Annotated in this window: 20 protein-coding genes, 1 pseudogene and 1 riboswitch; of the genes and pseudogenes, 2 read left to right on the top strand and 19 right to left on the bottom strand. The window is 54.3% G+C overall.

The features are described from left to right. Window positions 1-4: 4 nt before the first annotated feature. The 3 genes from sdaAB to KNP80_RS03770 all read right to left on the bottom strand — a co-directional run bounded on the left by sdaAB (window position 5) and on the right by KNP80_RS03770 (window position 2807). A complete protein-coding gene (gene sdaAB, locus KNP80_RS03760; protein WP_214833701.1) occupies window positions 5-667 on the bottom strand; it encodes an L-serine ammonia-lyase, iron-sulfur-dependent subunit beta in 663 nt (220 codons plus the stop codon). 63 nt (window positions 668-730) lie between these two features. Further along, on the bottom strand, window positions 731-2422 hold the full coding sequence (locus KNP80_RS03765) for a DAK2 domain-containing protein (protein ID WP_214832332.1): 1692 nt from the start codon (window positions 2420-2422) through the stop codon (window positions 731-733). A 22-nt stretch (window positions 2423-2444) separates the two neighbouring features. Next, window positions 2445-2807 (bottom strand): Asp23/Gls24 family envelope stress response protein, encoded by a 363-nt coding sequence (locus tag KNP80_RS03770; RefSeq protein WP_016509701.1) that lies wholly within the window; start codon window positions 2805-2807, stop codon window positions 2445-2447. A gap of 253 nt (window positions 2808-3060) precedes the next feature. Here KNP80_RS03770 and rpmB point away from each other — a divergent pair, with 253 nt between their 5' ends. After that, the gene (rpmB, locus tag KNP80_RS03775) at window positions 3061-3249 is read left to right on the top strand and encodes a 50S ribosomal protein L28 (RefSeq protein ID WP_015881349.1); all 189 of its coding nucleotides are present in this window, start codon (window positions 3061-3063) and stop codon (window positions 3247-3249) included. A 58-nt stretch (window positions 3250-3307) separates the two neighbouring features. Here the strand turns inward: rpmB and KNP80_RS03780 are convergent, their stop codons facing one another. From KNP80_RS03780 to gmk, 14 genes and pseudogenes are all read right to left on the bottom strand, one after another. Then, window positions 3308-3895 carry a thiamine diphosphokinase gene (locus KNP80_RS03780; protein ID WP_214719456.1) on the bottom strand — a complete coding sequence of 196 codons (588 nt, stop codon included), beginning with the start codon at window positions 3893-3895 and terminating at the stop codon, window positions 3308-3310. Next, window positions 3895-4467, bottom strand: coding sequence for an energy-coupled thiamine transporter ThiT (thiT, locus tag KNP80_RS03785; RefSeq protein ID WP_021067081.1), 573 nt, complete (start codon window positions 4465-4467; stop codon window positions 3895-3897). The genes KNP80_RS03780 and thiT overlap by 1 nt, the downstream gene beginning before the upstream one ends. A 76-nt stretch (window positions 4468-4543) precedes the next feature. Then, window positions 4544-4644, bottom strand: a riboswitch (TPP riboswitch). Between the two features lie 19 nt (window positions 4645-4663). After that, complete coding sequence (rpe, locus tag KNP80_RS03790) at window positions 4664-5320, bottom strand: ribulose-phosphate 3-epimerase (RefSeq protein WP_029595716.1); 657 nt, start codon at window positions 5318-5320, stop codon at window positions 4664-4666. Between the two features lies 1 nt (window position 5321). Further along, window positions 5322-6206: a ribosome small subunit-dependent GTPase A gene (gene rsgA / locus KNP80_RS03795; protein WP_214719457.1), complete on the bottom strand. Its 885-nt coding sequence runs from the start codon at window positions 6204-6206 to the stop codon at window positions 5322-5324. Window positions 6207-6250: 44 nt separating this feature from the next. Beyond that, a complete protein-coding gene (pknB, locus tag KNP80_RS03800) occupies window positions 6251-8194 on the bottom strand; it encodes a Stk1 family PASTA domain-containing Ser/Thr kinase (RefSeq protein WP_214719458.1) in 1944 nt (647 codons plus the stop codon). A gap of 5 nt (window positions 8195-8199) precedes the next feature. Next, window positions 8200-8934, bottom strand: a complete 735-nt coding sequence (locus KNP80_RS03805) for a Stp1/IreP family PP2C-type Ser/Thr phosphatase (protein ID WP_214719459.1) — start codon at window positions 8932-8934, stop codon at window positions 8200-8202. Between the two features lie 8 nt (window positions 8935-8942). Next, a complete protein-coding gene (rlmN, locus tag KNP80_RS03810; RefSeq protein ID WP_021067076.1) occupies window positions 8943-10028 on the bottom strand; it encodes a dual-specificity RNA methyltransferase RlmN in 1086 nt (361 codons plus the stop codon). Window positions 10029-10030: 2 nt separating this feature from the next. Next, a complete protein-coding gene (rsmB, locus tag KNP80_RS03815) occupies window positions 10031-11359 on the bottom strand; it encodes a 16S rRNA (cytosine(967)-C(5))-methyltransferase RsmB (protein WP_214833704.1) in 1329 nt (442 codons plus the stop codon). 1 nt (window position 11360) lies between these two features. Then, complete coding sequence (fmt, locus tag KNP80_RS03820; protein WP_353047970.1) at window positions 11361-12275, bottom strand: methionyl-tRNA formyltransferase; 915 nt, start codon at window positions 12273-12275, stop codon at window positions 11361-11363. A gap of 45 nt (window positions 12276-12320) precedes the next feature. Next, window positions 12321-12746: pseudogene (def, locus tag KNP80_RS15955) on the bottom strand (peptide deformylase); the annotation flags it as partial. 11 nt (window positions 12747-12757) lie between these two features. Continuing rightward, complete coding sequence (gene priA / locus KNP80_RS03825; RefSeq protein ID WP_214832337.1) at window positions 12758-15082, bottom strand: primosomal protein N'; 2325 nt, start codon at window positions 15080-15082, stop codon at window positions 12758-12760. Beyond that, window positions 15079-16269: a bifunctional phosphopantothenoylcysteine decarboxylase/phosphopantothenate--cysteine ligase CoaBC gene (coaBC, locus tag KNP80_RS03830; protein ID WP_214833707.1), complete on the bottom strand. Its 1191-nt coding sequence runs from the start codon at window positions 16267-16269 to the stop codon at window positions 15079-15081. Before coaBC ends, priA begins: the two co-directional genes overlap by 4 nt. Window positions 16270-16328: 59 nt before the next feature. Next, window positions 16329-16538: a DNA-directed RNA polymerase subunit omega gene (rpoZ, locus tag KNP80_RS03835; protein WP_214833709.1), complete on the bottom strand. Its 210-nt coding sequence runs from the start codon at window positions 16536-16538 to the stop codon at window positions 16329-16331. Continuing rightward, window positions 16538-17185 carry a guanylate kinase gene (gene gmk, locus KNP80_RS03840; RefSeq protein WP_029595720.1) on the bottom strand — a complete coding sequence of 216 codons (648 nt, stop codon included), beginning with the start codon at window positions 17183-17185 and terminating at the stop codon, window positions 16538-16540. The genes rpoZ and gmk overlap by 1 nt, the downstream gene beginning before the upstream one ends. Before the next feature lie 131 nt (window positions 17186-17316). Here gmk and KNP80_RS03845 point away from each other — a divergent pair, with 131 nt between their 5' ends. Further along, complete coding sequence (locus tag KNP80_RS03845) at window positions 17317-19005, top strand: Rqc2 family fibronectin-binding protein (protein WP_214719465.1); 1689 nt, start codon at window positions 17317-17319, stop codon at window positions 19003-19005. Between the two features lie 401 nt (window positions 19006-19406). On the opposite strand, the gene KNP80_RS03850 is transcribed toward KNP80_RS03845, so the two are convergent. Further along, window positions 19407-20339 carry an FUSC family protein gene (locus KNP80_RS03850; protein WP_251132321.1) on the bottom strand — a complete coding sequence of 311 codons (933 nt, stop codon included), beginning with the start codon at window positions 20337-20339 and terminating at the stop codon, window positions 19407-19409. Continuing rightward, a complete protein-coding gene (locus tag KNP80_RS03855) occupies window positions 20339-21154 on the bottom strand; it encodes a hypothetical protein (RefSeq protein ID WP_251130302.1) in 816 nt (271 codons plus the stop codon). Before KNP80_RS03855 ends, KNP80_RS03850 begins: the two co-directional genes overlap by 1 nt. Window positions 21155-21196: the final 42 nt, after the last annotated feature.

Below are 21196 nucleotides of genomic sequence, written 5' to 3' on the forward strand. Positions count from 1 at the left end.
CTCCTTATTCCCCAAAGATGGCTACCCGCTCGATTTGAGGTAACCGCTCAATTTCCGCTAACACGTCTTTTGACAGATGTTCATCAATCTCAATCGCCATGAGCGCTTGCTTGCCTTTCTCGTGACGACTCACTTCCATATGCCCAATATTCAACTCATGCCGGGCCAAGATGCCGGTCACGGCCGCGATCGCCCCGAAGCGATCATGGTGCAACACGACGAGTGCCGGACCGCCGCCTGACAGTTTGAGCGGGAATCCGTTCAACTCGGTAATCTCGATCGTCCCGCCGCCGATTGAAATCCCGACGATTTCGAACGTACCATCCTCGTCCTCGAGGTGGACCCGGGCCGTGTTCGGATGGTCTGTCAACGCATCGCTCGTCTCAAAGACGACCTCGATGCCGCGCTCTTTGGCGATATCGAGTGCTTGCGGGATGCGCAAATCGAACGTATCGAAGCCCATGATGCCGCCGACGATGGCGACATCGGTACCGTGCCCCCGATACGTATCGGCGAACGACCCATAAAACGTGATGTGCGCGAGCCGTGGCATACGCCCGAACAACTTCCCAGCCATGAGGCCGATGCGCGCGGCTCCGGCCGTATGCGAACTCGATGGACCGACCATGACCGGACCGATGATATCAAACACACTGCGATATTTCATCGCATTTCCCCCTTTCAAAAAAGCCCTACCTTCATTATACAGAAGGTAGGGCTGAGTTACAGCTTATTCCACACTAAAAATGTAGGAGTAGAGCGGTTGTTTCCCGTCATGGACCTCGATTTCAATCTCGTCGTTCTTCGACTCGATATACGCCGAGAGTGCTGCGACGTCTTCCGCTGACGAACCTTCGCCCGTCAAAATCGTGATGATTTCGTCATCAGCATCCACGAGCGCGTCGACAAGCGCTTTCGCCGCTTCGAGGCTCGAAGCCGATGAGGCGACGATTTTCTTCTCGGCAATCGCCATGTGGTCGTCTTTACGAATTTCGACACCGTCGATGCTCGTATCACGAACTGCATACGTCACTTGACCAGACTTGACGGCGCTTGCCGCAGCCTTCATGCCGCGCTCGTTCGTTTCCACATCCGCTTCCGGATTGAAGGCGATCGCTGCCGCGAGTCCTTGTGGCACCGTCTTCGTCGGAATGACCGAGACGCCGCAAGGGGCGACCGAGGCCGCTTGTTCAGCAGCCATGATGATGTTCGAGTTGTTCGGGAAGATGAAGACGTGATCCGCGTTGGCCGCTTCAATTGCCTTGACGATATCTTCCGTCGATGGGTTCATCGTCTGACCGCCCTCGATGACGTGGGCCGCCCCGAGTGAACGGAACAATTCACTGACACCTTCGCCCATCGCGACCGTGACGATTGCGAACGGCGCTTTCGCCTTCGGAGCCGTCGGAGCAGCCGTTTGAACGCCGTGCTGGTTGGCGCCATGCTCTTCTTCTAAGATGGTCGAGTGCTGTTGACGCATGTTCTCGATTTTGACAGCGACGAGTTCCCCGTAACGCTGTCCTTTCGTGATGACGTCACCTGGCGTCTCGACGTGAACGTGAACTTTGAGCAACTCTTCGTCTGCGACGACGAGGAGCGAGTCACCGAGTTCAGACAATTCATTGCGGAACGTGTCCTCGTTGAACGGCGCGTCCTTCAATTTCTCGTCTTGGAACCGGACCATGATTTCCGTGCAATAGCCGAATTCGATGTCTTCCGTCGACATGAATCCTTGCGCGGCGTGGGCATGATGTTCAGCTTCAATGAGCGCATCCATGACCGGTGCATGTGGTTTCTCAAGTTCTTTGCCTTCGAGGCTTGCGAGGAACCCTTCATAAATGACGAGCAAGCCTTGGCCGCCTGAATCGACGACGCCGACTTCTTTTAAGACCGGCAATAAGTCCGGTGTCCGTTCGAGTGAAGCTTTCGCTTCGACAATCACGAGTTCCATGAACTCGTTGAAGTCGCTCGTCGACTCTGAAGCACGGAGCGCTTCGTCGGCCGCTTCACGAGCAACCGTCAAAATCGTTCCTTCAACCGGTTTCATAACCGCCTTGTATGCCGTATCGACGCCACGTTTCAACGCTTCGGCGAAATCGACTGTCGACACTTCTGTCTTGCCTTCGATTGCTTTACCGAAACCACGGAACAACTGGCTCAAAATAACGCCCGAGTTCCCACGTGCCCCCATCAAGAGACCGCGTGCAAACTTCGATGAGACGTCAGCGATATTCGCCGAGTTGAGTGCGGCCACTTCTTTCGCACCCGATGTCATCGTCAAATTCATGTTCGTCCCCGTGTCGCCGTCCGGCACCGGGAAGACGTTAAGCGAATCTACATAATCCGCATTCTGGCTCAAGTTGGCTGCACCGTTCGCGACCATGTTCGCGAACACCAATCCATCTAAACGTTTTAAACCCACACCAAATCCTCCTTCGTTCTCGTCAGTCATTCGTCAGACGAACGCCTTGTACGAATATGTTTACCGACGAAACGTTTAATCCTAAAGTTTCACCGAGCGTGTATTTTACACGGCTTTGCACGTTGTATGCGACTTCCGACACTTTCGTCCCGTAGCTTACAATGATGTGCATGTCGATATGTACGTCTTCTCCATCTTGACGTACGACCACGCCTCGGGCGTAGTTTTCACGTTTCAATAGTTCTGCGATCCCGTCTTTCAATTGAGCTTGAGACGCCATTCCCACAACGCCGAAACATTCCATCGCCGCACCGCCTGCGAGTGTCGCGACCACGTCGTTCGTGATGTCAATATTGCCATATGTTGTCTTCATTTCAATTGCCATATGGAGTAGCCTCCTTTATTCGGAATGATTCCTTCACTACATTCTACAATAAGTACCTAGTTATTAAAAGAACCTGCTCCATAAACTCGGTCAATTGTAGCCGTAACCCTCATTCATTATTAAAATCCTTTCCAGTAATGTCAAGTTTTTTTCTTGTCATCCTATGATTTTCTAGTTGCATCGTGAAAAAACCCGTGCTAATATAAACGAGTGTCTATTAGGACGAACCCACATAAAAAAGGAGGGGAAACGCATGGCACGTAAATGCTACGTAACAGGTAAATCACCTAAATCAGGTAACAACCGTTCGCACGCACTCAACAAGACAAAACGCACTTGGGGTGTAAACGTACAAAAAGTTCGTATTCTCGTTGACGGTAAACCTAAACGAGTTTGGGTTTCAGCTCGCGCTCTTAAATCAGGTCTCGTTGAACGCGTATAATTTTTATACACGAACGAAATAAATCCCAGCGGCATTCGCCGATGGGATTTTTTTGTGTTCATTTTTTGACATACAGCACGAGCACCATACCTTCGTGCACGATCAAGTCCGCCGTTTCATCGTCCCATTCGTTCGAGATGGTGAGCGCCTCATGGCTGACGACATCGTGACGGTCGAGCGGATATTTGACGCCGCGGATGGTCACGTTCGCCTGCTTCCATGGGATGAGCGACAAATAGTGACCGTCTTGACGCGGGAGTTCATAGCGTCCCGACCCGACGAGTCGTACCGTCTGCCCTGCCGTGACGAGACGCATCTCCGGATACGCCTCGAGCAGACCGATATTGCTGAGCGTCATATCGAGCCGGCCGCCGAGCGCGCCGTATACGAGCATCTCAGTCGCGCCATGCCCCCGTGCCGCCTCGAGAGCGATCTCGAGGTCGGTCACATCTTTCTCAGATGGATAACGGACGGCGTCGATCGGCACTTCGCCCGTGAAGGAGTCGAAATCGCCGACGACGAGATCTGGGTTCAGCCCGTGGTTCAACAGTGTCTCGTACCCCCCATCGACGCCGATGATGTAATCGACGTCACGCGGGAGTCCCGAGATTGGTTCCGGGCTGGCCGCCACAATCAACACCCGCATTAGCGGACGTCCCGGGTCGCGAGCGTCGCGAAGCGCGGCGCCGAGACGAACAAGAGGACGAGGACGACGGCCGACACGAGGAAGGACGGGAGCATGTACGTCATGTTATAGGCGAACGAGTAGGCGACGACCGGACCTTCCGCGTATTCGGCGAAGAAGACGATCCCCGACAAGACGTGGGCGCCGTAACGAAGCAGTGAGCCGAGGAGCGCGCCGAGCACCAAATAGACGACGAGCGTCTTTTTTGCCTCATCTTTGGCGGCTCGTTTCACTTGACCCGCGAACAGTCCCGCCATACCGACGACACCGTAAGCGAACGTGTAGTCGAGCAGGAACTGGACCGGCGTGAAGATGTAGGCCCCGAACAGCAATTGCAGCGTTCCGACGAGTGCACCGGTCGCAAGTCCGCCTTTCAAGCCGTGACGATACGCCATCACGAAAATCGGCAACATCGCCAAGCTGATTGACCCGCCTTGCGGCATCCGGAACGGGATGAGCAAATCAAAAATCAAACCGAGTGCGGCGAACAATGAGATTTCAATGAGCGCCTGTAATTTTAAACGTTGTTTCATCTATTTCCCTCCTTAAATTATGAGCGAACGACAAAAAGCAGCATGACGTAAACGCCATGCTGCTATCGAGTAGCAACGTGCATTTTCGCCACATCCCTACGTCCGTGTGAACGGAACAGGTTCAAAGGGTTAGCGTATGCCTCTCAGCCACAGAATGTGACACCCCTTGCGACAATATTTGTTGTTCTATGGACGATTATACACGAGATGCGTTGCGAATGCTATCGATTGCGTCTTTATAGCTCGGCTCGTTATAGATGGCCGAGCCGGCCACGAGCACGTCAGCACCGGCATCGATACATAATTTCGCCGTCTCCGCGTTGACGCCGCCGTCAATCTCGATTTCAAAGTCGAGACGGCGCGCTTGGCGCATCTCGTTCAACGCCGCGATTTTCGGCACGACCGATTCGATGAACTTCTGACCCCCAAAGCCAGGGTTCACCGTCATGAGAAGGACCATGTCGACGTCACCGAGCACGTGTTCAATCAACGATAGCGGCGTATGCGGGTTGAGAACGACGCCACACTTGGCTCCGGCCGCCTTAATTTGTTGAAGCACGCGATGCAAATGGTTCGTCGCTTCAACGTGAACTGTGACGATATCCGCTCCCGCTTTGATGAAGTCTTCGACGAAGCGCTCCGGCTGGTCGATCATTAAATGGACGTCGAGTACCATGTCCGACTTCTTCCGTAAGCTTGCGAGTACCGGGAGACCAATCGAGATGTTCGGGACGAATTGACCGTCCATGACATCAAAATGGATATAATCCGCGCCGGCTTCTTGGACCGCCTTCACTTCTGCCTCTAGGTTGGCGAAGTCCGCCGCTAAAATTGATGGTGCAATTTTAATCATGTCAGTACCTCCGTTGTCTATCGTTTAACTCTGCCATAAACGTAACATAATTCTCGTAACGGGTGGAAGCGATTTCTCCCGCCTCGACGGCCGCTTTGACGGCACAACCCGGTTCGTTCAAATGGGCACAGCCCCGGAATTTGCAGTCGTCATGCCGTTCGACAAACTCAGGGAAGCACCAGCGCATCTCCTCGACTGCGAGTTCTTCTGGGAACTCGAGGCTCGAGAAACCAGGCGTGTCAGCGACGAGCCCGTCAGCGAGCGTGATGAGCGTGACGTGACGCGTCGTGTGCTTGCCTCGGCCGAGCGACTTCGAGATTTTCCCGGTCGCGAGTTCAAGTTCCGGCGCGACCGCGTTCAAGAGTGAACTCTTGCCGACACCGGTCTGTCCGGCGAACACGCTCGTCTTCTCCTTAAACGACCCACGAATTTGTTCGATCCCCGCCCCGTTCTCCGTCGACGTCTCGATGACCTCATAGCCGATTGACCGGTATAAAGCTGCTGCTGCTTGAATCGTTTCGAGCTCCGACTCCGTCAACAAGTCCATCTTCGTTAAGACGATAATCGGGTGGACTTGCTTCGATTCGATTAAGACGAGGAAACGGTCGAGCAGATGGAACGAGAACGCCGGTTCCTTGACCGAGAACAGCAGGAACGCTTGATCGATGTTAGCAATCGGCGGGCGGACGAGATGGTTCGACCGCTCGTCGACGGCCAAGATGTAGCCTGTGCCGTCTCCTTGGTCTTGGATGTCGACATCATCGCCGACGACCGGCGAGATGTTCCGGTTGCGGAAATTGCCGCGGGCGCGACAACGGATCTCTTGTTTCTCTTCCGTCATGACATCATAAAACCCGCCTTGTAATCGAATAATCGTACCTTTCATCCTATGACCTCCTTAGAAAAAGAGGCGACGCGCACGCCACCTCTTCATTGTGAATCTTTTGCTTGTGCGTACGTCACCGTATCCGTTCGGACGACTTCCCCGTCGACTTCGATCGTCGCGGTTCCGACTTCGTCCGGTGCAATGACGAGTGTATACGAGTAAGTCGTCGTCTCCGTTATCTTATCACGCAACACTTCGACTTCGCCACGGGCGTCTACCGTCCGAATGACGACATCGAGTGCCACAGGTTCTTCGCCTTCAGCAGGCGGATCGATTTCGACGTTGACTTCCCGTTCAATCGAGACGTCGGTCGGTTCGACCCCTTGCGACACGATGACGGTCAATTCCGTCCCCGGGTCGACGGCTGTTCCGGCCGTCGGTAACTGACGAATGATTTGGTTGGCGGGCACGCTCGTTGAATACTCGTCTCGTTTGACGATTTTCAAGCTATTCTGTTCGGCGTACGTCGTCGCCTCCTCAAACGTATACCCGGCTAAATTGGCGAGTTCGACTTTATTGCTACCGGTCGAGACGACGAGCGTCACCGTCTCTTCAGACGGGACGACCTCGTTGTCCGGAGCAATCGATTGGGAGATGACATCGCCGCTATCGACCGTCTCCGACGCCTCGGATTGAATTTCGATATCCGCAAAGTCGAGGTCTTTGAGCGTCCGCTCGGCCGCCGACTGAGACAATCCTTCGACGTCCGGCATCGCAACCGTCTCTTTCCCGGCCGACACGACAATCGTCACGGTCGTTCCGCGTTTCGGTTTCCGACCGGCTTGCGGTGTCTGCGAAATGACGTCGCCAGCGGCGATGTTATCGCTCGCCCGCTCTGTCGCTTCGACGACAAAACCGGCTGTTTCGAGTTCGGTCGTCGCTTCGTCGTTCGTCATCCCGACGACGTCTGGCACGACGGCACGGGACATCTCATCGGCGATGACATATGCCCCGATTCCGCCGCCAATCAACAAGAAGAGGAGTAGGAGCCATAGCCACCACTTCTTCTTCCGTTTCGGCTTCGGGTTCGCTGTCTCAGGTTCGCTCGGTGCGACCGGTTGTTCCGGTGTCTCTTTGACGTTCGGTTCGTCCGGGACGACCGGTGACATGACGAGCGTCTGATCGAATGCGTCCTGTTCCGTACTGAGGCGTTTCGGTTCGTTCGCACGTTCCGGGTCGAGCGCCGTCATGCAATCCTTCTTAAAGGCGGCGACCGATGTGTGACGGGCGCCCGGTGATTTCGCCAGCGCCTGCATGATGCAGTTCTCAAGCGCTTGCGGGATGTTCGGGTTCAAATCCATCGGTCGAATCGGGTCGTCTTGCAAATGTTGAAGTGCGACGGCGACTGGCGTCTCCCCGATGAACGGAACGCGTCCGGTCACGAGTTCATACAGGACGGCACCGAGTGAATAAATATCTGACTTCTCATCGGCGAACTTTCCGCGCGCCTGTTCTGGAGAAAAGTAATGGACCGAGCCGAGCACTGACATCGTATGGGTCAGCGTCGCGTTCGACATGGCCACCGCAATCCCAAAGTCAGTCACTTTGACGTTGCCGCTCTGATCAATCATCATGTTTTGCGGTTTGATGTCCCGATGAATGATTCGATTCGCATGGGCATGGTCGATGGCATCACAAATCTGTCCCATGATGCGAAGCGCCTCGTCGACAGATATGTACTCTTCTTGCAAATATTGTTTGAGCGTCATCCCATCGACGTGTTCCATGACGATGTAATAGATGTCACGCTCGTCTCCGACGTCGTAGATGGCGACGATATTCGGATGGTTCAGACTAGTCGCCGCGTGGGCTTCCCGTTCGAACCGGCGTATAAATTGTTCGTTATGCGAGAATTCAGATCGCAACACCTTGATGGCGACGGTTCGGTTTAAAATTTCATCGTGAGCCCGGTAGACATTTGCCATGCCGCCGCTGCCGATTTGCTGTTCGATCCGATAACGATCGTTGATTCGTTCTCCACTTCGCATCGGATTCATCCTCTCTTTCTATCTGTGAACTGGACGAGGGCAACGGTGATGTTGTCACTCCCACCCAAACGGTTGGCTTGATCGATTAATTGATCCGCCTTGACGTCCGCCGAGACGGGACGTTTCAAGACTTGCTTGATCTCCTCATCAGTCAAATGAGTTGTCAAGCCGTCCGTACAGATTAAAATCGTGTCAAACTCGGGTTCGGCAAACACTTGCAGATCAGGTTCGACATGCTCATTCGAGCCGATTGAACGGGTGATAATGTTACGTTTCGGATGGACGCGCATCTCTTCCTCGGTCAATTCGCCGAGTTGTTTCAACACGTTCACGTAGGAATGATCTTCCGTCAATTGTTGCAGCTTATCATCTCGCAAGGCATACACACGACTATCCCCGACGTGGACGATAACAATCGTCTCGTCGTGCCAACAGACACCGGCGATCGTCGTCCCCATCATGAGGAGGTTGGCTTGTTTCGAGAAATCGAGCACTTGATTATTGGCCAGTTCCACGTTTTGGCGGAACCAATTCTCCATCTCCATCGGCGAGGCCGGAAGCGTCGAGAAGGCACGGCGAAACTGCTCGATGACGAGCTGACTCGCGACCTCCCCGGCTTCATGTCCTCCCATCCCGTCGGCCACGAGAGCAATCCCGGCATGTTCGTCCCCTAAAATCAAGACGGCATCCTCGTTCTGTGCTCTCACTTGGCCTCGGTCGGTTCGGTATGCTAACTCCATCTTCGTGATTACCTCGTTTCTTGTTCGCGCTCCTTCGCTCGAAGCTGCCCACAAGCCGCATCGATATCCGAACCTTGTTCGCGACGAATCGTCACGTTCACTTTTCGATCTTTGAGCACTTTTTCAAAGGCAAAAATTTGTTTACGTGGTGTGCGGACGTAATCGCGCTCGAGCACGTGGTTGACTGGAATCAAGTTGACGTGGCATTTGACGCCTTTCAACAAGTCAGCGAGTTGATGCGCGTGTTCTTCCGTGTCGTTAACCCCGCCGAATAAACCGTATTCGAACGTGATGCGGCGACCGCTCTTCTCTGTATAGTAGTTGACGGCTTCCATCAACTTGTCCAAGTTGTAAGCACGGTTGATTGGCATAAGGCGTGTCCGAATCTCCGTCGTCGGCGCGTGAAGCGAGATTGCGAAGTTGATGCGCATGCCTTCATCGGCAAACTTGTAAATCTTCGGTACGATCCCACTCGTCGACACGGTGATGTGACGTGAACCGATGTTCAAGCCGTCATCGTGGTTGACCGTGCGCAAGAAGCGCATCAATTCGTCGTAGTTATCGAACGGTTCGCCGATTCCCATGACGACGACCGAGTCGACCCGCTCTTCGCTCGCGTCGAGCGCGCGCTGGACGTCGAGGACTTGGGCCGTGATTTCACCGGCCTCTAAGTTACGTTTCAAACCACCGAGCGTCGAAGCACAGAACGTGCAACCGATACGGCAGCCGACTTGTGTCGTGACACAGACCGAGTTCCCGTACTCATGGCGCATGAGCACCGTCTCGATCGAATAACCGTCTTGAAGCTCGAACAAGAACTTGATCGTCCCGTCCTTTGATTCTTGACGGACGAGTTCTTTCAACGTCGTCAATTGGAACGCCGCGTCTAATTTTTCGCGGAGCGGTTTCGAGACGTTCGTCATATCGTCGAACGATGTCACGCGCTTGACGTACATCCAGTCATATAACTGTTTCGCGCGGAATGATTTTTCTCCTGCCTCGATGAGCCACTGTTCGAGCTCTGAGTACGTGAGGGAATAGAGAGACGGCTTGGCACCGACCAATGGATTTTTTTCAACTGCTTTTGGATTCATGTTTATACCTCTTTCTTGAATGCGGCGATATAGAAACCGTCCGTCCCGAACGACGTCGGGAGTAATTTGAGTTCAGCGCGGTCCGATGACACCATCGGGCGCAATACTTGTGGAAGACGGTCTTGGAGTGTCTCATCCCACGTCAATCCGGTCGACAAAATGTAATCGGCCTGCTGTTCATTCTCAGTAGGGTCGATGGTACATGTCGAGTACACTAGCGTACCACCTCGTTTGAGCAGTGGCAAGACGGCGTCAATGATTTCGCGTTGGACTTTCGGCAGTCCGGCGAGGGCGGACTTGTCTTTCGTCCATTTGATATCGGGCTTGCGGCGGATGACACCGAGTCCTGAACATGGGACGTCGAGTAAAATCTGGTCGAAGCTCTCCGGTTCAAATTTGTCCCCGGCCTGACGGGCATCGAGGGCAAGTGCGGTCACTCCATCGATATGCAGACGCTTCGCTTGACGTTCAATCAATTTCGCTTTATGCGGGTGCAAGTCGAGGGCGATGAGCGTTCCACCATCCATGCGTTCCGCCGTATGCATCGCTTTTCCACCTGGTGCGGCACATGCGTCGAGGACGCGTTCCGTTTTCCCGGCTTGAAGCGCATCGGCGACGATCATCGAGCTCTCGTCTTGAATCGACAACAAGCCCATATCGATGAACGCTGTCGCATGCACGTTCCCGGATTCGATGATGAGACCGTCCGCTGACAGTTCCGAACGTGTCGCGACGACATCGACTTCGGCGAGCCGCTCAATCATCTCTTCGACCGTGACCCGCTGGCGGTTGACCCGCACCGTGACCGGAGCCGGCTCATTGTTCAATTTACACATCGCCTCTGTCGTTTCGACGCCATACGTCTCTACCCATTCGGCGACGAGCCAATCGGGATGGCTATGTTCGATGGCGATCCGTTCAGCGTCCGGAAGCGTGCTCAAATCCGGGAACCCGTCCCGGATGACGTTGCGCAACACGCCGTTGACGAACTTGCCGGTACCCGAATGGCCCCGTTTTTTCGCAATCTCGACCGCTTCGTGCAAGACGGCACGATCCGGGATCTTGTCGAGATAAAACAGTTGATAGACGCTCATCCGTAAGAGTGGCAAGACGAAACGGTCCAGTTTTTTCGGGTTTTGGACCCGTTTCTCTAAAATATAATCGAGCGTCCGTTTGCGGCCGAGTGTCCCATAGACGAGTTCCGTGTATAGGCCGACGTCTTTCGTCGCCAATTTCTTCTGTTTCAATAAATCGTTGACCGCAATCGTCGAATAGGCGCCGCCTTGTTCGATTTTGATTAGCGTATCCAGTGCTGCAACTCGTACGTTCATATTATCCTCCTAGTCGATCGCCGACTTGTAACTTCTGGCCGGCCCCACGCATAAATGTGGCCCCGTCCATTCGTTTTTTACCAGATGGTTGCAAGTCGACCACTTTAATGGCGACCGCGTCGCCTGTCGCGACGACAAATCCATCCGCTTCAAGCCGGACAATCGTTCCCGGTTCACCCGTCCCTGTCGTTTTCAATCCGAAGAACAGTTTGACCCGTTCACCGGCAATCGTCGTATACGCTGTCGGGAACGGATTCATCCCTCTGATGTGGTTATAGATGTCTGCGCCGGAACGGGTCCAGTCAATCTGTTCCCGCTCCCGGCTGATGTTCGGTGCGAACGTGACGTCACGCTCGTCTTGCGGTACGGCTTCAATCCAACCGGCGAGGAAGGCAGGAAGCGTCTTGAGCAACAAGTCCGACCCTGCGACCGCGAGCTTGTCGAATAACGTGCCGACCGTGTCCGACTCTTCAATCGGGACGACCGTGTTGGCAATCATATCGCCTGCATCGAGCTTGTCGACCATATACATGATTGTGACGCCTGTCTCCTTGTCCCCGTCGAGAATGGCTTGATGAATCGGCGCACCGCCCCGATGTTTCGGCAATAGCGAGGCGTGGACGTTGATGGCGCCATGTTTCGGTGCTTCTAACAGCTCGGTCGGGACGATTTGTCCGTACGCCGCCGTCACGATCAAGTCCGGCTCGAGTGCCAAGATGTCCTCGTAATCGGTCCGCACCTTCTCAGGTTGCAATACCGGGATGTTGTGGCGCAAGGCACACTCTTTCACCGGCGTCGGTTTCAGTTCGCGTTTGCGTCCGACCGGCTTGTCCGGTTGCGAGACGACACCTACGACATTGTATCCTTCTTCGAGCAAGCGCTCAAGTACGGAGACGGCAAACGTCGGTGTGCCCATGAAGACGATGCGTTGATCCGTCCCTTTGTCCGGCACGGCGAGCTTGTCCGTGAACAGTACCCCGTCCAAATGGTCGATTTCATGTTGAATCGCGCGGGCGAAGAAACCGCTCGCCTTCACTTCTTGATAGCGGCCTTTCAAATCCTGCGTCTTGACGACGATTGTCTCGTGGCGTTCGACGAAACCGAACTCACCCGGGATGCTCAAACAGCCTTCAAGGCCGACCTCGGTCCCCGATGTCTCGATGATCTCCGGATTGATCAATACGAGCGGTCCCGTCTCATCATCCGTATGGACGACGGCGAGCCGTTGATTCAAATTGACCTGGGGAGCGGCCACGCCGACCCCATCATATTCATACATCGTGTCGAACAGTCGATCGACCGTCTGACGCAATTTTTTATCAAACTTTGTCACCGGATCACACGTGACCCGTAAAATCTCATTTGGAATCTCTACTACTTTATACATCTGGTTCCACCTCACATGAATACGTATGGGTTTACGTCGATACTCAATTGATATTCTTTTTTGCTGATCGCCTTCGCCCGTGCCTGTTGCAACGCGGCGAGGACCGGATATAACGCTTCTGGATGTTTCGTCTTGATGAACAGTTGATAGCGGAACATATTTTTTAACTTCGATAGCGGAGCCGGCATCGGGCCGTTCAACCGCGACTGGGCCACGTGCGCCTCGACGAAATCGGCGGCGAACAGCTCGGCCTCGGCTTGGGCGACGAGCGGACTTTCCGCCGCGAACGTGACGAGCGTGACGTACCAATACGGGGGATGGTTGCCGACTTGGCGCAGTTGCATCTCCCGGGCGTAAAACGATTCATAATCGTGTTCGCTCGCCGTCTCGATGACATAATGGTCCGGGTTGTACGTCTGGACGTACGCCTCACCCGGCAGACTGCCGCGCCCGGCCCGACCGGCGACTTGGGTGACGAGTTGGAACGTGCGCTCGGTCGCCCGGAAATCAGGCATGCCGAGCGTCGCATCCGCCGCGAGCACGCCGACGAGCGTGACGTTCGGGAAATCGAGCCCTTTGGCAATCATCTGGGTGCCGAGCAAAATGTCGGCCTCCCCATCCTCGAAGCGTTTCAACAGTTGTTCATGCGACCCTTTTCGTGACGTCGTATCTTGGTCCATCCGGATGATGCGCGCCTCAGGGATACGATTCAACAGCTCGGTCTCGATCTTTTGCGTGCCGGTGCCGAACTGTTTGATTTTCTTGCTGTCACACGTCGGGCACTTCGACGGCATACCGATCTCATAGCCGCAGTAGTGGCATTTGAGCCGGTCGCCGTGTTGGTGATACGTCAAGTTGACGGCGCAGTGCGGACAGGTAAGCCCTTCCCCACAGTCACGACACATGACGAACGTCGTGAAACCACGACGGTTGAGCAAAATGACGCACTGTTCTTTTTTCGCGATGCGGTCGTTGATAGCGACAAATAAATCTTCTGAAAACATCGTCGTGTTGCCTTTGGCGAGCTCACGCCGCATGTCAATAATATGGACCGGCGGCATGTCGCCGCCATACCGTTCGCTGAGTTGTAAATAGCGATAGACCCCTTTTTGGGCGCGGGCGTAAGACTCGAGTGACGGGGTCGCACTACCAAGGACGACCGGGCACTCGTGGTACTCGGCCCGCCAAATCGCGACGTCACGCGCGTGATAGCGCGGATTCTCTTCTTGCTTGTACGTCGTCTCATGCTCTTCGTCCAAGATGATGAGACCGATGTTTTCGAGCGGTGCGAAAATCGCCGAGCGTGCCCCGACGACGACATCAACTTCACGTCGTTTGATTTTGCGCCACTCGTCATATTTCTCTCCTTGTGACAAGGCGCTATGGAGCACGGCGACCCGGTCTCCGAAGCGACGTTTGAATCGTTTGACCATCATCGGCGTGAGCGAGATTTCCGGGACGAGCAAAATCGCCTGCTTGCCGTCATCGACGACTTGACCGATCGCTTCTAAATAGACCTCGGTCTTCCCACTGCCGGTGACACCGTGCAAGAGTAACGTCTCCCCGGCTTCCGCATCGCGGATGGCATGGACGGCCGTGGCTTGACTTTCATTCAGTTCGACCGTCTCGATGACCTGTTCAATCGTGGCGTACGGGTCGCGGTTCAGTTCGACCTCGGTCACTTTGACGGCACGGAGCGACTCCATCTTTTGCAGTTGTGCGCGCGATAACCCGATTTGACGTAACGAGGACCAGTACATCCGCGGGACTTCCTTTAGCAACTGAATCGCTTCTTGTTGTTTCTTCGCCCGGGCCGGGATGAGCGTCGCATCGATGAGCTCGATGACGAGGTCCGTCTTCACCGTCCGTTTCTCTTTTAACACCGGCGCGAGCAAGATGTCCCCTTTTTTGGCGAGCGCCAAGATGATGGACTGCGTCTCTTTCGGATACTCCGAAAGATGGGTACCGGCTCGAACGCCGTCCGGGAGCGTCTCGCCTTTAATCTCTTTGTCGTAACTCACTTTCAGCGCTGCCGGCAACATGGCGAGGAGTGCCGACGACCGGAAACAGAGCGTCGTCTCTTTCACATGGGTCGATAAGTCGAGCAACTCGTCCGTCAGTGATGATTCTTCATCTAATAGGGCTTCGAGCGGTTTCAACCCTTCGCGCGTCCCTTCTGAGACACCGGTGACGATTCCAAGCAGGCGTCGTGAGCCGAACGGGACCGAGACACGCATGCCCGGTTCGATTAACGTCTCGAACTGGGGCGGCACTTCATAATCGAACGGACGGTCTATTGTGATGACGGGCGCATCGACATGGACGTGGGCGATCATCGCAAATCTTCCTTAAAATGTGTGAGCAATTCGACAGCGAGTTCACGTTTGCTCTGTCGCGGTAAGCGTACGTGAGCCCCGTCCGCCCGAAACAACGTGACTTCGTTGTCATCGGCGCGGAAGCCGATATCTGGCTGGGACACATCGTTGGCGACAAGATAATCAACCCGTTTACGGGCGATTTTATCGCGGGCGTGTTGCTCGAGATTCTCCGTCTCTGCCGCAAAACCGACGAGGAGCTGATGCGTCTTCTTCTCCCCGAGCGTCTTCAAGATATCGGTCGTCTCTTCGAGTTCGATCGTCAACGGGCCGTGCACTTTTTTATGTTTCTCGCTATGGACCGTCTTCGGGCGATAGTCGGCGACGGCGGCCGATTTGATGACGAGGTCTTGGTCATCGAAACGCGCGAGCACCGTCTCGAGCATATCCGTGCCTGATTCGACGGCGATGGCGGTCACGCCGTCCGGTACGGGTACTTGCAGCGGTCCGTGGACGAGCGTGACGTGTGCGCCCATATCGCGGGCAGCCGCGGCGAGCGCGACGCCCATCTTGCCTGATGAGTCATTCGATAAAAAGCGGACCGGGTCGATGCGTTCGACCGTCGGACCGGCCGTGATTAGCACGCGTTTCCCGAGCAGATGTTTCGGGATGAACTGGCTCTCGACGATACGGACGAGGTCTTCCGGTTCCGGAAGGCGTCCGCCACCGATCCACCCGCACGCGAGATTGCCGACGCCCGGTTCGATGATTTGATAGCCGAACGTTTTGAGCGTCTCGAGATTGCGGCGCGTGGCCGGGTGTTCGAGCATATTGACGTTCATCGCCGGTGAGACGATGACGGGGCATTTGGCCGCTAAAATCGAGGTCGTGATGAAGTCATCGGCAATACCGGCTGCGAGTTTCGCAATCATGTTCGCCGTGGCGGGTGCAACGACAATCAAATCACTCGTATCGACGACGTCGATGTGGGCGATTTTGGTCGGATCGTGTTCCTCGAACACGTCGGTGTATACCGGATTTCGGCTGAGCGCCTGAAACGTCGCTTTGCCGACGAATTCTTCGGCTGACGCGGTCATCGCCACTCGAACGTTCGCACCGGCCTGGACGAGTTTCGACGTGAGCGCGCACGCCTTATACGCCGCGACACCGCCGCTCACACAAAGCAAGATATTCCGATCGTTCAACATTCACAATTCTCCCCCTTATAGACAATGAGACCCAAGTCGCATCCGACTTGGGTCACAATTCATCCGTTGTTTTGTTCGTTCGCGATGATTGTCGTGTCACCCGAATACAATTCTTCTAGCGCTTGACCGACCGGCTTATACGATTTTGGCGCGGCGATTTTTGTTGCTTTTCCGTCCTGAATTTGGCGGGCCCGCTTCGCGGCCACCGTGACGATTGTGTATTTCGACGGGATGATACGTTGTAAGGCATCAATCGAAGGGTATAACATTAAATGACCTCCATCATGGCTTTTTTATAGAGAGACGCGACACGTTCACGTTTACAATGTTCGGCCGTCACGATCGCTTTGATACGATCGATCGCTTTATCCACTTCATCATTCGTAACGACGTAATCGTATGCATCCATCAATTCAATTTCTTCCCGGGCGACGAGCAAGCGTTGCTTGATCACGTCTTCCGATTCCGTGCCTCGACCGACTAAGCGGTTACGTAGTTCTTGCAGGCTTGGCGGAGCCAAGAATAAAAAGACCGCTTCCGGGAAACGCTCTTTCACTTGGAAAGCGCCCTGGACTTCAATCTCGAGGATGACGTCCTTCCCGCTTTCGAGTGTCTCACGAACCCATTCAACCGGTGTCCCATAATAGTTGCCGACAAATTCAGCGTGCTCGAGCAATTGTTTATGCTCGATCATGTGTTCAAATTGTTCTCTCGTCTTAAAGAAGTAGTGTACGCCTTCCACTTCTCCTTCGCGCGGTTTGCGGGTCGTCGCCGAGACCGAATATTGAAGGTTGTTGTCCTTCTCTTCACGGAGTACTCGACAAACGGTACCTTTCCCGACGCCGCTCGGGCCAGACAAGACGATTAATAATCCTCGTTCTTTAAAATTCACTGCAAGACCTCCATCTTCTAACATCACATTTAATTATAATAGCAGTCAATCAATTGTTCCGGCAAGAAGAAGTTCGGATTTCCTACTTCATCGTACCATATTTTCCGTGAATCTGATAACGTAGAGACAGAAAAAGAACAAAGGTGATGAGACTAGTGGCATATGATGGATTAATGACATATCGTGTTGTAACAGAATTACAAGCGCTCGTCGGTGGGCGCATCAATCGCGTGCACCAACCGTATTCGCTCGATTTGATGATTCAAGTCCGCTCGAACCGCCAAAGCGTCCAATTGCTCGTTTCGGCGAATGCGATGTACGCGCGGCTCCAACTGACTGATAACCCGACCAAGAACCCGCAAGAACCGCCAATGTTTTGTATGATGCTCCGAAAACACATCGAAGGTGGCTTCATCACGGCAATCGAACAAGTCGGACGTGACCGTGTCATCGTCCTGTCAATCCGTTCACGAAACGAGCTCGGCGACGAAGAGAATAAGAAAGTGTATATCGAACTGATGGGACGCCACTCGAACGTCGTCTTGACGAACGAGGATGGCAAGATTTTAGACGCCATCAAACATCTCCCGCCGTCACAGAACACGTACCGGACGATCATGCCGGGCAGCGAGTACTTATTGCCACCGGCCCAAGACAAGTGTGATCCGTTGACGGAGCGTGAAGCCGGCTTGAAACGAATCGACTGGAATGCCGGCTCGCTCGACAAGCAGCTCGTGGCCAGTTTCGCTGGGCTCAGCCCGCAAATCGCCCAAGAAATCGTCCACCGAGCCAAACTCCCGAACCGGGCCAGCATCGAGGAGTCGTTCGTCAGCGTGATGAGCGACCTCGAAGGCCCTTACGTCTTCCAACAGCTCGCGTCGGGCAAAGAGCGCTTTAGTCCGATCGTGCTTACGTCCGGTGAGATTGCCTCTGAAGAGCGCTATGAGACGAGCAAAGACGTGCTCGACCGTTTCTTCTATGAGAAAGCGAACCGCGACCGCGTCAAACAACAAGCCCACGACGTCGAGCGTCTGCTCAAGTCCGAGCTTGAGAAAAACCTGTTGAAGCGCAAGCGACTGCTTGACGATTTGAAGGCGACGGAACGGTCCGACGAGCTTCAAAAATACGGGGAGCTGTTGACGACGTACTTGTTCCAGCTCGAGAAAGGCATGACCGTCGCCCACGTCGTCGATTATTATGACGAGGAAGGCGGCATGATCGACATCCCGCTCAACAAGCTGAAAACACCGAACGAGAACGCACAAGCGTACTACAAGAAATACAACAAGTTGAAAGTCGCCAAAGTCGAAGTGCAGAAACAAATCGAATTGAACGACGCCGAGATTGAGTATTTAGAGACGCTCGTCGCCCAGCTCGACGTCGCCTCACCGGCCGATATCGTCGAGATTCGAGAAGAGTTGGCCGAAGGCGGCTACATGAAACAACGGAATCAAAAGAAGAAACAGACGAAGAAAATTTCGCTCGAAGCGTATACGTCGTCGACGGGGACAGAGTTCTTCGTCGGGAAGAACAATACGCAAAACGATCATTTGACGTTCAAGTTCGCCCGTCGCGACGAGATTTGGCTCCATGTGAAAGACATACCCGGATCCCACGTCATCATCCGTTCGAGCGAACCCGATGAGACGACGTTGCTCGAGGCGGCGACGGTCGCCGCTTATTTCTCGAAGGCCCGTGCCTCGAGCGGTGTGCCGGTCGATTACACGAAAGCACGTTACGTGAAAAAGCCGAGCGGTGCCAAGCCTGGATTCGTCATCTATACGGATCAACAGACGGTGTACGTCACGCCGGATGAGCGGCTCGTCAAATCACTCCAGCAATGAGTTCTGGCCACGTCACATGACGTGGCTTTTTCTTGTTAGCCCATGGTCACTCGTCCTCTCGGCGCCTACGCTTTCCGCAGGCAACCCCGGAGCCGCATCGCGACTCAATGTCGTTGCTGGGTCTCCGTTGGGTTGCTTTCCTGCAGGAGTCGGGACGCCGGCGGACGAACGAAAGGATTGGTACACGTCTGATCGATAGGCGAGCAGACACATGCCAAGGCCGGCACCCGAACTCCTTGGGGATAGCGATGCAAGGATGACCCCGTAAAGTGCGGCACGCACTGCGGAGATATCCGCATCGCCCCAGAAACGGAGGGTGTCGCCAAAGGCATGTGTAAATATGACATCTCCACTTACATTGACAACAAATAAAGGCCCCGTCGCTAAAACGAGGCCTTCGTTTATTTCGGATTATGTTTGAACGCTTCGAGCTGTTCATGATAGTCGAGCAAATGCCCGTGTAAGATTTCAGAAACGGATAAATCCTCATGCGGCAACGTGAACAGCGCATGCGGCTTGTCACACGTATAAAGGATATCGTGGTGATGCGCGAGCAGGTATAAAAACTCGGATTCGAACGCCCGGCGCTCTTCCTCGTCCATAATCAACAGCGCCTCCCGGTGTTCAGCGTGACTCTCGAGCAACAAGACGAGCTTATCCTCGAGATGAATCAACAACCGGTATTGCTTCATCGTCAAATGCTTCAATTTCACGTTCGTCACTTTCATATCCTCTTGTAGCATCATGTGCAGCTCCTGATGGCCGAGGATGCGGGCCCGCGTCTCGAGCAACTCGGACGGCGAGCCGATGAGCTCGCGCCAGTGCTGGAACATGTACGCCGACGTCTTCCGAATCTCACTGAGCAACCGCTCCTCGTAACGAGGCGGCATGAACGCATAGTTGACACCGAGCGAGACGAAGACCCCGACGGCCGTCAATAATGAACGGGTCCACGCATAGTGGAAGAAGTCGGTCGTCGGATTCTCGAGCATGAGCACGATTGCGAACGCGGCATACGTCGACATGTGTGTCTTATCGAACGTCGTGTTGAGCGTGAGCGCGACGATGACGGCGAGTCCGATTGAAATCGGGTTGACCCCGAACGCATAGACGATCAAGAGACCGCACATGAGCCCGACCATCGTTCCGAAGATGCGGCTGAAGACGATTTTCGATGACCGCTTCACGGTCGGTTGCATCGCGACGACGGCCGCGATGGCCCCCATGCCAGAATAGATGCCGAATACGTACCAGGACAAAGCGATGGTGATGGCGACGGCGATGCCGGTCTTCAAAGTTCGAAGTCCGACTTTTGGGATGTAACGTTTGTTCATCATTTAAGCTCGACCTTTCCTGTCTCGGAAATGAGTTCGATGTTTGGTCGGTTCGAGTTCGACAGATGGTATACGCCGCCCCCGATTTCATTGAACCGTTCCGACGCCGTCACGTTGCCTGTGGTCGTGACGTTCACTTGTCCGGTCGCATTACGCGGCGCGTACGCGAGCGTCCCCGCCTCCGTCTGAATCGTCATGCTTTGATTGACGACGATGTCGCTCACGGTCGCGTTCCGATACGAACGGATATCTCCCGTGACGACACGGACGGTTTCGAGTGTCGTATCACTCCGTGTTTCGACACGAAGCCGATCACTTTCGAGTTTTTTTACATTAACGGCGTTCGCCTCCAAGACGATTGTCTTGGCAATCAATCCTTGGCCGGTCACTTGCTCGGCCTCGACTTCGATCGATGTCATCGAGCTCGGCAAGGCGACTCGGATTTTATAACGAGACGGTTCATCGCTCGCTCGACTGCCAAATTGACTGAATTGTCCGTATCGTTCGACGACCGAAATCGTATCGCCAACCGATTTGACTTTGATGCGACGCTCTTTCGAGTTCGTCTGTAACACATCAATGTGGACCTTCTCATTCGTACTTCGAACGAACTCGACATTTCCGTGCGCCGTCTCGAGCCGAAGTTTCTTCATTTGATAGCGGTCCTCGTACGTGTCCCCAAGTGCCAACACGTGACTGAATATGAATAAATTCAAGAAGAAAATGAGGGGCAAAACGGTGAGGACGAGTCCGAACGCAAGTTTACGATGTTTCGGGATCTCTTGAAAACGGACTTTCAAGGATTTTCCCTTCATTCTAGAATACGCCATACACATCTCCTTTGTTGACTGCTTTCC

The organism is Exiguobacterium sp. E4787 (assembly GCF_018618375.1).
In the GTDB taxonomy this organism is placed as follows: Bacteria; Bacillota; Bacilli; order Exiguobacteriales; family Exiguobacteriaceae; genus Exiguobacterium; species Exiguobacterium chiriqhucha.